This window comes from Streptomyces sp. 7R007 (assembly GCF_054850255.1).
The window spans coordinates 198,002-210,150 of sequence record NZ_JBTWMV010000003.1 but is presented as its reverse complement, the minus strand read 5'-3'; the positions used below and the strand labels follow the sequence as shown (position 1 = coordinate 210,150).

The window sequence follows — 12,149 nt, the reverse complement described above, 5'->3', positions numbered from 1 at the left end:
GCCCCCACGGACCTGAGAGAATGGTGAACATGGCCTCTGATCGTCCTCGCGTGCTCTCCGGAATCCAGCCCACCGCAGGCTCGTTCCACCTCGGCAACTACCTCGGCGCCGTCCGTCAGTGGGTGGCCCTGCAGGAGACCCACGACGCGTTCTACATGGTCGTCGACCTGCACGCGATCACGGTCCCGCAGGACCCGGCGGAGCTGCGGGCCAACACCCGGCTCGCCGCCGCCCAGCTCCTCGCGGCCGGCCTCGACCCGGACCGCTGCACGCTGTTCGTCCAGAGCCACGTCCCCGAGCACGCCCAGCTCGCCTGGGTCATGAACTGCCTCACCGGCTTCGGCGAGGCCGGCCGCATGACCCAGTTCAAGGACAAGTCCGCCAAGCAGGGCGCCGACCGGGCCTCCGTCGGCCTGTTCACGTACCCGATCCTCCAGGTCGCCGACATCCTGCTGTACCAGGCCCACGAGGTGCCCGTCGGGGAGGACCAGCGCCAGCACGTCGAGCTGACCCGCGATCTCGCCGCCCGCTTCAACGGCCGCTTCGGCGAGACCTTCACCATCCCGAAGCCGTACATCCTCAAGGAGACGGCGAAGATCTACGACCTGCAGGACCCGACGGTCAAGATGAGCAAGTCGGCGTCCACCCCGAAGGGCCTCATCAACCTCCTCGACGAGCCGAAGGCCACCGCGAAGAAGGTCAAGAGCGCGGTCACGGACACCGACACCGTCATCCGCTACGACGCCGAGAACAAGCCGGGCGTCAGCAATCTGCTCACCATCTACTCCACCCTCACCGGCAAGTCGATCGCCGAGCTGGAGCAGGAGTACGAGGGCAAGATGTACGGCGCGCTCAAGACGGACCTCGCCGAGGTCATGGTCGCGTTCGTGACGCCCTTCAGGGAGCGCACCCAGCAGTACCTGGACGACCCGGAGACGCTGGACTCGATCCTCGCCAAGGGCGCGGAGAAGGCGCGAGCCGTGGCCGCCGAGACCCTCTCCCAGGCGTACGACAGGGTGGGCTTCCTGCCCGCCAAGCACTGACGTACACCGCCGAACACACGTACCACCGGGCAGAGCGCTGCACATCACTACGGTTGCGCCTGCCCGTGGCACAGCCGTGGCCGTACAGTCGATAGCCGACGGCCCGGAACACCAACCCGTCACGACGACAGGAGACGACGTGGGGACCGTAACGATCGGAGTGTCGATCGCGGTCCCGGAGCCACACGGCAGCCGGCTTCAGCAGCTGCGCGCGGGCTTCGGCGACGCCGCGGCTCACGGCATCCCCACGCACGTCACCCTGCTGCCGCCGACCGAGGTCGACAGCGCCGCGCTGCCGGCCGTCGAGGCCCATCTCACCGAGGTCGCCGCGGCCGGCCGGCCGTTTCCGATGCGGCTGTCGGGCACCGGCACCTTCCGGCCGCTGTCGCCCGTGGTCTACGTCCGTGTCGTCGAGGGCGGCGAGGCGTGCACCTGGCTGCAGAAGCAGGTCCGCGACGCCTCTGGGCCCGTCGCCCGTGACCTGCAGTTCCCGTACCACCCGCACGTCACGGTCGCCCACGGTATCGACGACGCGGCGATGGACCGCGCCTTCGAGGAGCTCGCCGACTACGAGGCCGAGTGGCCCTGCACCGGGTTCGCGCTGTACGAGCAGGGCGCCGACGGGGTGTGGCGCAAACTGCGGGAGTACGCCTTCGGCGGCGCCGTGGTGCCCCCGCAGGCCGGTCACGTGGAGCAGGGCACCATCAGCCGCCGCTAGCGGCTAGACCGGCAGCCGCCGGAACACCCCGCGTGGCAGGTGCCGCAGCGCCGACATCACGACGCGCAGCGTGCCGGGCACCCACACCGTCTCCGAGCGCCGCCGCAGCCCCAGCTCGACGGCCGTGGCGACGGCCTCCGGGGTGGTCGCGAGCGGCGCCTCCGGCAGGCCGGCGGTCATCTTCGAGCGCACGAACCCCGGGCGTACGACCATGACGTGCACGCCGGTGCCGTACAGCGCGTCGCCCAGGCCCTGCGCGAAGGCGTCCAGGCCGGCCTTGCTGGAGCCGTAGATGAAGTTGGCGCGGCGGGCCCGCTCGCCGGCGACGGAGGAGAGCACGACCAGCGAGCCGTGGCCCTGCGCCTGGAGCGCGCGGGCGCTCACCAGGCCCGCCGACACGGCGCCCGTGTAGTTGGTCTGCGCGACGCGCACGGCGGCCGCCGGTTCGCGCTCGTCGTGCGCCTGGTCGCCGAGGATCCCGAAGGCGAGCAGCACCATGTCGACGTCGCCCTCGGCGAAGACCTTGCCGAGCGTGGTCTCGTGGGAGTCGGGGTCGAGCGCGTCGAAGGCGACGGTGTGCACGTCCGCGCCCAGCAGCCGCAGGCTCCGCGCGGCCTCCTCCAGGGCGGGCGACGGGCGGCCGGCCAGCCACACCACGCGCGTGCGGCGGGCGATGAGACGGCGTGCGGTGGCGAGCGCGATCTCGGACGTACCGCCGAGGACGAGCAGGGACTGGGGGAGGCCGAAGGCGTCCTTCACGGCAGCACTCCTAGAGGTTGAGTCGGCGGGCGAGGTCGGAGACGAACACCCCGCGCGGGTCCAGTTCGGCACGCAGGGCACGGAAGTCGTCGAGGCGCGGGTACATCGCGGCGAGCAGTTCCGGGCGCAGCCGGGAGTCCTTGGCGAGGTAGACGCGCCCGCCGGCCGCGGTGACCTCCTCGTCCAGCTCGTCGAGGAAGGCGCCGAGGCCGGGCAGCGCGGCCGGGATGTCGAGGGCCAGGGTCCAGCCGGGCACGGGGAACGACAGCCAGCCCGGGTCGGCCTCCCCGAAGCGCTTGAGGACGGCCAGGAAGGACGGGCAGCGGCGCGCGGAGATGCGCCGCACGATCCGGCGCAGGGCCTCCTCCTGGCCGTACCCGACGACGAACTGGTACTGGACGAAGCCGCCGCGGCCGTAGACGCGGTTCCAGTGGGGGACGCCGTCGAGGGGGTGGAAGAAGGTGGAGATCCTCTGCAACTGGCCGCTGCGCGCGCGGGGCGCCTTCCGGTACCAGAGCTCGTTGAACAGGCCCACGGTCGTGCGGCTGAGCAGGCCCTCGGGAAGGAAGGACGGCGCGGGCGGGAAGCGCGGGGTCCGGAAATCAAACGGAGTTCTCCGCGCGCGTGCCGGCAGGGCGTCCACGGGCGCGTGGTCGCCGCGGGTGAGCACCGCGCGGCCCGTCGCCGCGCCGCGGGCCAGCAGGTCGATCCAGGCGACCGAGTAGCGGTAGCGGTGGTCGGTGGCCGTCAGCCGGGCCATCAGGTCGTCGAGGTCGTCGGCGCGCTCGGTGTCGACCGACATCAGGGACGTCTCGACCGGCAGCAGCCGCAGGGTGGCGGTGAGGATCACGCCGGTCAGGCCCATGCCGCCCGCGGTGGCCTCGAACAGGGGCGTGCCGGGGGCGACGGTGCGGATCCCGCCGTCGGCGGTGAGCAGTTCCAGGGACAGCACGTGCCGGGAGAAGGAGCCCGAGACGTGGTGGTTCTTGCCGTGGATGTCCGCGCCGATCGCCCCGCCGACGGTGACCTGCCGGGTGCCCGGCGTCACCGGCACGAACCAGCCGAGCGGCAGCAGCACCTCCATCAGCCGGTGCAGGGAGACGCCCGCGTCGCACAGCACGGTGCCGCCGTCGGCGTCGATGGCGTGCACGCGGTCCAGGGCCGTCATGTCGAGCACGGCGCCGCCCGCGTTCTGCGCGGCGTCCCCGTACGCCCGCCCCAGGCCCCGCGGGATGCCGCCGCGGGCTGCGCAGTTCCGGAGCGCGGCGACGGCCTCCTCGTACGTTCGGGGGCGGATCACCCGGGCCGCCGTGGGCGCGGTGCGGCCCCACCCGGTGAGGGTGGCGGTGACGGGAGGGGTGTCGGGTACGGCGTCGGCAGGCATGTCGGTGACCGTATCGCTGATGTGTGAGCGATTAGTTCTGAAACATCCCGGCTCTCCCCGAAATGGGTGATTAATGGGATGTCGCTCAATATTGCCGGAGTTCCGATGCCGTGGACGTGAACAGTGAGTCCACATGGACCACGAACTCGACGTACTCGACGGACTCGACGGCATGGACCGCCGGATCCTCGCGGCGATCCACGCGTACGGCACCGACCCGCGCGTCGCCGGCGCCGCGCGCGCCCTCTCGTGGGCCGGCGAGCACGGCGCGGTGTGGCTCGCCGCGGGCCTCGCGGGAGCCGCCGTGGACGGCGCTCGGCGCGGCGCCTGGTTGCGCGGAACGGCGCTCACCGCAGGCGCGCACGCCGTCAGCATGGGAGTGAAAAGGGTGGTGCGCCGTCCGCGCCCGGCGCACGTCCTCCCCCTCGTGCCCACCGTCGGCCGGCACTCCTTCCCGAGCTCCCACGCGACCTCCGCCGCGGCCGCCGCCGTCGCCTACGGGGCGCTCGGCGCGCGCGTGATCCCCCCGCTCGCCGCGGTGATGTGCCTGTCCCGCCTGGTCGTCGGCGTCCACTACCCGTCCGACGTGGCCGCCGGCGCATGCCTCGGGGCGCTCACGGCGCGCATCGGGTCGCGCTGGATGCGAGGGGGCGTGCATGACTGAGACAGCGCCCCTCGCCAGCAGCGCGCGGACGCGCGACACGGCGCTTCACGAGCAGCGCACGCCCCCCAGGCGCACCGCACCACCCCGGCGCGGCAACCGCCTCGGCCGGCTGCTCGTCGGCCTCCTGAAGACCGCGCGCCCCAAGCAGTGGGTCAAGAACGTCCTGGTCGTCGCCGCGCCGGCCGCCGCCGGACGGCTCTTCTCCCGGCACGCCGTCACCGAACTCGCGCTGGTCTTCGCCCTGTTCACCGCCTGCGCCGCCGCCGTCTACCTGATCAACGACGCCCGCGACGCCGACGCCGACCGCGCCCACCCCACCAAGCGGCGCCGCCCGGTCGCCGCCGGCCAGGTACCCGTACCGGTCGCGTACGCCACCGGAGCGGCCCTCGGCGTGCTCGCGCCGGCCGCCGCGGCCTGGCTGGTCTCCCCGGTCGTCGCGGCGCTGCTGACGGCGTACCTCGGCATGCAACTGGCCTACTGCGTCAGCCTCAAGCACGTCCTGGTCGTCGACCTCGTCGTCGTCACGACCGGGTTCCTGATGCGGGCGATGATCGGCGGGGTCGCACTCGGCATCCCGCTCTCGCGCTGGTTCCTGATCACCACCGGGTTCGGCGCGCTGTTCATGGTGTCGGCCAAGCGGTACTCCGAGGCCGTGCAGATGGCCGGGAAAGCGGGCGCCACGCGTGCGTTGCTCACGGAGTACACCACCGGATACCTGCGCTTCGTGTGGCAGCTGGCGGCCGGGGTCGCCGTCCTCGGCTACTGCCTGTGGGCCCTGGAGGAGGGCGGCGTCCCGCACACCAGCGTGCTGCCCTGGCGCCAGCTCTCCATGGTCGCCTTCATCCTGGCGATCCTGCGCTACGCCGTCTTCGCCGACCGCGGCACGGCCGGCGAACCGGAGGAGGTCGTCCTGCGCGACCGCGCCCTCGCCCTCATCGGCCTGGTCTGGCTGGCGATGTACGGCCTGGCGGTGGCCAACTGGTGAGCACGCACGCGTGGAGAACCCGCCAACCCCCACAGGACACCGGCGCGACACCACCCCGCCGCCCCCAACCGGACAGCCACGCGACGCCACCCCGCCGCCCCAGACAGGACACCGGCCCCCAGGACACCAACGCGACGCCAACTCGCCGCCCTGAACGGACGCGACCCCGGCACCCCCACCCCGGCACCCGTGCGCCCCGGCCCCGCCCGCGTCGCACCACCCGTCGGGAACTCCTCGCCTTCGCCTGCGTCGGGCTTCTCGCCTACGCCGTCGACCTGGCCCTCTTCACCTGGCTGCGCGGCCCGGGCGGCCTCGGTCCGATCACGGCCAAGGCGCTGTCCTTCGTGGCCGGCTGCTCGGTCGCCTACGTCGGCAACGCGCTCGGCACCTACCGGGAGACGAAACCCCGTGGGCTGCGCCCCTACGTCCTCTTCGTCGCGGTCAACCTCGCCGGAGCCGCCGTACAACTGCTCTGCCTGGCCGTCAGCCACTACGGCCTCGGCCTCACCTCGCAGCGGGCGGACACCGTCTCCGGCGCCGTGATCGGCATGGCCCTGGCCACGCTCGTGCGCTTTTGGGGTACCCGCACCCTGGTCTTCCGCGTGGAAGACGCCTCGGAGGGCATGGTCGGATCATGGACTGGCTGAAGAGACTCCCCGTCGTCGGGCCGCTGGTGACGCGCCTGATGGCCACGCACGCGTGGCGGTCCTACGAGCGTCTGGACCGGGTGAAGTGGGCCCGGCTGGCCGCCGCGATGACGTTCACCAGTTTCGTCGCCCTGTTCCCGCTGCTCACCGTGGCCGCCGCGATCGGCGCGGCCACGCTGAGCGAGAGTCGGCAGCACGACCTGCAGAACAGGATCGCCGAGCAGGTCCCCGGCATCTCCGACCAGCTCGACATCGCGAACCTGGTCGAGAACGCCGGCACCATCGGCCTCATCGCCGGGGCCGCCCTGCTGTTCACCGGCATCGGCTGGGCCGGCTCCACCCGCGAGTGCCTGCGCGCGGTGTGGGAGCTGCCCGACGAGGAGGAGAACCCCCTCCTGCGCAAGGCGAAGGACCTCGGCATCCTGGTCGGCCTCGGCGGCGCCGTCCTGCTCACGCTCGGCGCCTCCGCCGTCGCCTCCGCGATGGTCGGCTGGATCACCGACCAGCTCGGCATCGAGAAGGGCGGCTGGGGCGGCATCCTGCTGTACGTCGCCGCGTTCGCCGTCGCCGTACTCGCCGACTTCCTGCTGCTGCTCTACGTCCTGACGCTGCTGCCCGGCGTCGAGCCGACGCGCCACCGCCTGGTCGTCGCGGCGCTGCTCGGCGCGGTCGGCTTCGAACTGCTGAAGACGCTGCTGAGCGGCTACATGCAGGGCGTCGCCACGAAGAGCATGTACGGCGCCTTCGGCGTCCCCGTCGCGCTGCTGCTGTGGATCAACTTCACCTCGAAGCTGGTCCTGTTCTGCGCCGCGTGGACGGCGACGGGGAGCAAGGAGCAGGAGCTCACGGACGAGGCGTCCGCCGGCGTACCAGATCCGGCAGCGGCCACCGGCGGTTGACCAGGAACGCGCCCGCGGCGAGCAGCGCCAGCAGCCCGCCGGTGATCGCGAACGCGATCCCCATGCCACCGGTGCGCTGCCCGGCCGAGGCGTTCGCCGACGGTGTCGCCGAGGCGTCGCCCGCGTCCCCGCCCGCCTGCCCGGAGTCGGCGTTCGCACCCGGCTGGGCGCTGGACCGCGCGGCACCGCGGGGCGCCACCAGCTCGCCCACCGGAGTCGCCTTGCCGGCCGCCGCGAACCCCCAGTCGAAGAGCTTGGAGGTCTCCTTGTAGACCTCGTTGTGCTCGTCCTTCTCCGGGTGCATGACGGTGACCAGCAGCACCCTGCCGTTGCGCTCGGCGACCCCCGTGAAGGTCGCGCCCGCGTTGGTCGTGTTGCCGTTCTTGACGCCCGCGATGCCCTGGTAGACGGAGACGTCGGAGTCACCGGCCAGCAGTCGGTTGGTGTTCTGGATCTCGAAGGACTCGCGGACGGTCTTGCCCTTCTTGTTCTTCTTCGTCTCGCCCGGGAACTGCGCCCGCACCGTCGAGCAGTACGTGCGGAAATCCTTCTTCTGCAGCCCGGAACGGGCGATCAGCGTCAGGTCGTAGGCGGAGGAGACCTGCTTCGGGGCGTCGTAGCCGTCCGGAGTCACCACGTGCGTGTCGAGGGCCTGGAGCTCCTGGGCGTGCTCGTTCATCTCCTTGACGGTGTTGCCGACGCCGTGGTTCATGGCCGACAGCACGTGCACGGCGTCGTTGCCGGAGCGCAGGAAGACGCCGAGCCACAGGTCGTGGACCGTGTACGTCTCGCCCTCCTTTATCCCGACCATGCTGGAACCGGCGCCCATGCCGGCCAGGTCGGAGGGCACCACCTTGTGCTTCTCGGTGCTCGGGAACTTCGGCAGCACGGTGTCCGCGAACAGCATCTTCATGGTGCTCGCCGGGGCCAGCCGCCAGTGCGCGTTGTGCGCGGCGAGCACCTCGCCCGACTCGGCGTCCGCGACGATCCAGGAGCGCGCGGTGATGTCCTTCGGCAGCACCGGGGCGCCGCTGCCCAGGTCCACCTGGGTGCCGGGCTGCCCGAGCCGGGCGCCGCCCACGCTCGACATGTGCGCGGGGGGAGTGGCCGTGGGACTGGTGGAGGGGCTGGGGGCCGCGAGGGCGGCGGGCGCGGTCAGCGTGAGCGACGACGAGGCGACCAGGGCGGCGGCGGAGGTGACCAGCAGGGATCGCCTGGCGGTCTGCTTGGGTGCGGGCACGACGCAGAACGTACCTGCCGTCGCGCGGGAAGTCCCGCCCGCCCCACCCCGGGCACGCGGCCGGGAGCCGGACGGCGATACTGAACGCATGAAGCTCAGCCGCCCGGTGTCCTGGTTCCTGCTCGCCTTCGGGGTGTGGTCGTGGATCATCTGGGTCACTTTCGTCAAGAACCTGATCAAGGACAGTAGTGGGCAGGCCTTCGACGACGGCCACCCGACGGCGTTCTTCTGGGTGCATCTGACGCTGGCCGTCGTCTCCTTCGTATTGGGGACGGTCATCGGGGTCATCGGGTTGCGCGGACTGCGCGCTTTGCGCCAGACGTCATAACGGCACATGACCGTCGTCTTCGCGCTGCTCGCCCTCGCCGTCCTGGTGGCGGGCAACTGGTATCTGTGGCGTCGCCTGTTCCGCGACACCACCCGCGCCCCGGGCCCGGCGCGCCGCGCGGGCGCGGCGCTGATCGCCGGCGGCTGGGTCCTGGCGGTCGGCGCGCTGGTCGCCGAGCGCGCCGGAGCGCCGTTCTGGCTCCAGCGCACCCTCGCCTGGCCGGGCTTCCTGTGGCTGGCCGTGTCGCTGTACCTGCTGCTCGCGGTGGTGGCGGGAGAGGCCGTACGACCCCTGCTGCGGCGCCTGCCGCAGCGGCGGGCGCGGACGGCCGTACGGACATCGGAGCCGGAGCCCGAAGCGGCGCCGGAGCCGGCACCCCCCGCCCCCACTCGCCGTCTCGTCGTCTCCCGCATCGTCGCCGGTGCCGCCGTCACCGCCGCCGTGGGGACCGTCGGCTACGGCACCTACGGCGTGCTGCGCGGCCCGCGCGTGAAGCGCGTCACCGTCCCGCTGGCCAAGCTGCCGCGTGCCGCGCAGGGTTACCGCATCGCCGTGGTGAGCGACATCCACCTGGGCCCGATCCTGGGCCGGGCCTTCACCCAGAAGGTCGTCGACACGGTCAACGCCACGCGCCCCGACCTCGTCGCGGTCGTCGGCGACCTCGTCGACGGCAGCGTGCCCGACCTGGCCCCGGCGGCCGCCCCGCTGACCGGGCTGGAGGCGCCCGCCTACTTCGTCACCGGCAACCACGAGTACTTCTCCGGTGCCGAGCAGTGGGTGGCGGAGGTGCGGCGGCTCGGCCTGCTCCCGCTGGAGAACGCCCGCACCGAACTGCCCTGGTTCGACCTGGCCGGCGTCAACGACCTCGCCGGCGAGAGCGAGGGCCACGGCCCCGACTTCACCAAGGCGCTCGCCGACCGCGACCCGGCACGCGCGTGCGTGCTCCTCGCCCACCAGCCGGTCCAGATCCACGAGGCCGTCCGGCACGGCGTCGACCTCCAGCTCTCGGGCCACACCCACGGCGGTCAGCTCTGGCCCGGCAACCTCATCGCCGCCGCCGCGAACCCGACCGTCGCCGGCCTGGAGCGCTACGGCGACACCCAGCTCTACGTCAGCCGCGGCGCCGGTGCCTGGGGACCGCCCACGCGCGTGGGCGCGCCGTCGGACATCACGGTGATCGAGCTGGCCTCGAAACAGGCTTGAAGTCGCCCCGGACACCTGTGAACGAGCTGTGAAATCCGGCCGAAACAACCGGTCGGTAAGTTCTTGCCCATCTCACCAGATACCTCTTCCGCCAGGTGAAACACCTGTGGTTAGGTGAGCCGCCGCCACTAGGGGAGTGGCATCTGGGGTGGGGCCTTGAGGGCCCGGGGAGGGCGACCGATGCGTTCGGTGCGCATACGGATTCTCGCGACGCTGCTGGTGCTCGCGGGCGTGGGAGTGGGCGGCTGGCAGCTGCTGCCGTCGCAGGAGAACCAGGGCAGGACCATCACGGTCGGCACGACGGACGCCGTCACGGCGCTCGATCCGGCCGGGGCCTACGACGCCGGCTCCTGGGCCCTGTTCAGCAACCTCTTCCAGTCGCTGCTGACCTTCGAGCCGGGCGGTGCGGCGCCCGTGCCGGACGCGGCGAAGGGCTGCGACTTCGCGGGCGGCGACCTGACGACGTACACCTGCACGCTGCGCGAGGGAATCACCTTCCCCAGCGGCCGCACGATGACCGCAGAGGACGTGAAGTACTCCTTCGACCGCGTCAAGGCCATCAAGTCCGAGGTCGGCCCCTCCTCGCTGCTGAGCACGCTGCGCTCGGTCGACGCCAGGGGGCTGACCGTCACCTTCCACCTGACCTCGCCCGACGCCACCTTCCCGTTCAAGGTGGCCACCGGCGCCGGCGCGATCGTCGACCGCACCAAGTACCCGAAGGACGGCCTGCGCACCGACCCCGGCGCGGACGGCACCGGACCGTACGAGCTGACCGCGTACAAGAACGGCAAGACGGCCGACCTCACGCCGAACAAGCACTACAAGGGCGCCGTCGACAGCACCGGACGCCCCGTCGAACTGCGCTACTACAAGGACCCCGCCGCCCTCGACAAGGCGTGGAAGGCGAAGAAGGTCGACGTCGCCACCCGCCAGCTGCCGCCCGCCGTCCTCGCCGGGCTCAACCCGAGCGACCCGGACCTGCGCGTCTACGAGTCCGACAGCGCCGAGACCCGCAACCTCTACCTCAACACCCGCGCGAGCTCCCCGCTGCACGCGCCCGTGGTCCGCCAGGCGATGGCCTGGCTGATCGACCGCCAGGAACTGGCCTCCACCGTGTACAAGGGGACCGTCGCCCCGCTGTACTCGCTGATCCCGACCGGCATCACCGGCCACACCACGTCGTTCTTCGACACCTACCCGACGCCCAGCGCGAAGGCGGCGCGCGCCCTGCTCACCGCGGCCGGCGTCACGACACCCGTCCGCTTCACCTACGGCTACGCCGAGAACCGCGGCGCCGCCGAGGCGGAGGCCGTCGACCTCAAGCGGCAACTGGAGGCGAGCGGCCTGTTCAAGGTGACCCTCAAGGGCTACGCCTGGACCGACTTCCAGGAGGCCTGGGCGACCGGGAAACTGGACGCCTACGCCGTCGGCTGGGTCGCCGACTACCCCGACGCCGACACCTTCGGCGCCCCGCTGGTGGGCACCGGCTCCACCATGAACACCGGCTACAGCAGCAAGGCCGTGGACCAGCTCCTGCAGAACAGCCGGCAGTACGCCGACCGCGCCGACGCCGACCAGGACTTCCGCACGCTGCAGCAGGACATCGCCCACGACGTGCCGGTCATCCCGCTCTGGCAGGCCAAGGAGTACGTCGTCAGCAGCACCGACGTCGGCGGCGGGCAGTATCTCGACGACGGTACGGGCGTGTTCCGCCTGTGGCGCCTCACCTGGATCTGAGCCGGATCCGACGCGATCCCGCGCGCGTGACATTCCCCCGCCGGACGCCGGGTATCAGCCTGACGCGGGTCGATGTGACGGAGGTGTGCGCGGGGTGAGGAGCAGACGTGTTGAGACGCAACTCCTTCCGGCTGCCCCGGCACCCGGCGTCCGTCGGTCTGGCCCGGCGGCGGGTCAGGGATCACCTGGCCGACTGGGGGCACGGGGCCGAGGATCCGGCGCTGCGTGACGCGGTGCTGCTCGTCTCCGAGCTCGCCACCAACGTCGTACGCCACGGACCGCTGCTGGAGCGGGAGTTCGAGGTGGCGGTGACCGCGCTCGCGGACGGGTCCTGCCTCATCGAGGTGTCCGACGAAGGGCAGTCGGAGCCGCGGCTGAGGCTGGTGGGGGAGTGGGAGGAGACCGGCCGTGGGCTGCATCTGGTGGAGCACCTCGCCGCGGCCTGGGGAGTGTGGAGCCGGGGACGGCACGGAAAGACGGTGTGGGCGCTGGTGACGGCCCCGACGTGACGCGAGCCGGGGCCCGGCTGCCCGGGTCCTACG

Annotated in this window: 12 protein-coding genes and 1 pseudogene; 10 read left to right on the top strand and 3 right to left on the bottom strand. The window is 72.1% G+C overall.

The features are described from left to right. Nucleotides 1-29: 29 nt before the first annotated feature. Entirely contained in the window at nucleotides 30-1,043 is a 1,014-nt protein-coding gene (trpS, locus tag ACYF6T_RS06030; RefSeq protein ID WP_461693997.1) for a tryptophan--tRNA ligase, read from the top strand. A gap of 139 nt (nucleotides 1,044-1,182) precedes the next feature. Further along, nucleotides 1,183-1,761: a 2'-5' RNA ligase family protein gene (locus ACYF6T_RS06025; RefSeq protein WP_461693996.1), complete on the top strand. Its 579-nt coding sequence runs from the start codon at nucleotides 1,183-1,185 to the stop codon at nucleotides 1,759-1,761. A gap of 3 nt (nucleotides 1,762-1,764) precedes the next feature. Here the strand turns inward: ACYF6T_RS06025 and ACYF6T_RS06020 are convergent, their stop codons facing one another. Beyond that, nucleotides 1,765-2,520, bottom strand: coding sequence for a decaprenylphospho-beta-D-erythro-pentofuranosid-2-ulose 2-reductase (locus ACYF6T_RS06020; RefSeq protein ID WP_461693994.1), 756 nt, complete (start codon nucleotides 2,518-2,520; stop codon nucleotides 1,765-1,767). A 10-nt stretch (nucleotides 2,521-2,530) separates the two neighbouring features. Then, complete coding sequence (locus tag ACYF6T_RS06015) at nucleotides 2,531-3,904, bottom strand: FAD-binding protein (protein WP_461693993.1); 1,374 nt, start codon at nucleotides 3,902-3,904, stop codon at nucleotides 2,531-2,533. A gap of 133 nt (nucleotides 3,905-4,037) precedes the next feature. On the opposite strand from ACYF6T_RS06015, the gene ACYF6T_RS06010 reads away from it, so the two are divergent. The 4 genes and pseudogenes from ACYF6T_RS06010 to ACYF6T_RS05995 all read left to right on the top strand — a co-directional run bounded on the left by ACYF6T_RS06010 (nucleotide 4,038) and on the right by ACYF6T_RS05995 (nucleotide 7,099). Further along, complete coding sequence (locus ACYF6T_RS06010; protein WP_461693992.1) at nucleotides 4,038-4,568, top strand: phosphatase PAP2 family protein; 531 nt, start codon at nucleotides 4,038-4,040, stop codon at nucleotides 4,566-4,568. Then, a complete protein-coding gene (locus ACYF6T_RS06005; protein ID WP_461693991.1) occupies nucleotides 4,561-5,553 on the top strand; it encodes a decaprenyl-phosphate phosphoribosyltransferase in 993 nt (330 codons plus the stop codon). The genes ACYF6T_RS06010 and ACYF6T_RS06005 overlap by 8 nt, the downstream gene beginning before the upstream one ends. Before the next feature lie 212 nt (nucleotides 5,554-5,765). Next, a pseudogene (locus ACYF6T_RS06000) lies at nucleotides 5,766-6,200 on the top strand (GtrA family protein); the annotation flags it as partial. Next, complete coding sequence (locus ACYF6T_RS05995) at nucleotides 6,188-7,099, top strand: YihY/virulence factor BrkB family protein (RefSeq protein WP_461693990.1); 912 nt, start codon at nucleotides 6,188-6,190, stop codon at nucleotides 7,097-7,099. The pseudogene ACYF6T_RS06000 and the gene ACYF6T_RS05995, both read left to right, overlap by 13 nt. On the opposite strand, the gene ACYF6T_RS05990 is transcribed toward ACYF6T_RS05995, so the two are convergent. Beyond that, nucleotides 7,044-8,339 (bottom strand): D-alanyl-D-alanine carboxypeptidase family protein, encoded by a 1,296-nt coding sequence (locus ACYF6T_RS05990; protein ID WP_461693988.1) that lies wholly within the window; start codon nucleotides 8,337-8,339, stop codon nucleotides 7,044-7,046. The genes ACYF6T_RS05995 and ACYF6T_RS05990 overlap by 56 nt on opposite strands. Nucleotides 8,340-8,427: 88 nt before the next feature. On the opposite strand from ACYF6T_RS05990, the gene ACYF6T_RS05985 reads away from it, so the two are divergent. The 4 genes from ACYF6T_RS05985 to ACYF6T_RS05970 all read left to right on the top strand — a co-directional run bounded on the left by ACYF6T_RS05985 (nucleotide 8,428) and on the right by ACYF6T_RS05970 (nucleotide 12,116). Beyond that, nucleotides 8,428-8,667: an SCO4848 family membrane protein gene (locus ACYF6T_RS05985; protein ID WP_461693987.1), complete on the top strand. Its 240-nt coding sequence runs from the start codon at nucleotides 8,428-8,430 to the stop codon at nucleotides 8,665-8,667. Between the two features lie 6 nt (nucleotides 8,668-8,673). Continuing rightward, nucleotides 8,674-9,870 carry a metallophosphoesterase gene (locus ACYF6T_RS05980; RefSeq protein ID WP_461693986.1) on the top strand — a complete coding sequence of 399 codons (1,197 nt, stop codon included), beginning with the start codon at nucleotides 8,674-8,676 and terminating at the stop codon, nucleotides 9,868-9,870. Nucleotides 9,871-10,050: 180 nt separating this feature from the next. Then, nucleotides 10,051-11,607, top strand: coding sequence for an ABC transporter substrate-binding protein (locus ACYF6T_RS05975; protein WP_461693984.1), 1,557 nt, complete (start codon nucleotides 10,051-10,053; stop codon nucleotides 11,605-11,607). Nucleotides 11,608-11,714: 107 nt separating this feature from the next. Beyond that, nucleotides 11,715-12,116, top strand: coding sequence for an ATP-binding protein (locus tag ACYF6T_RS05970; RefSeq protein ID WP_461693983.1), 402 nt, complete (start codon nucleotides 11,715-11,717; stop codon nucleotides 12,114-12,116). The last annotated feature ends 33 nt before the right edge of the window (nucleotides 12,117-12,149 follow it).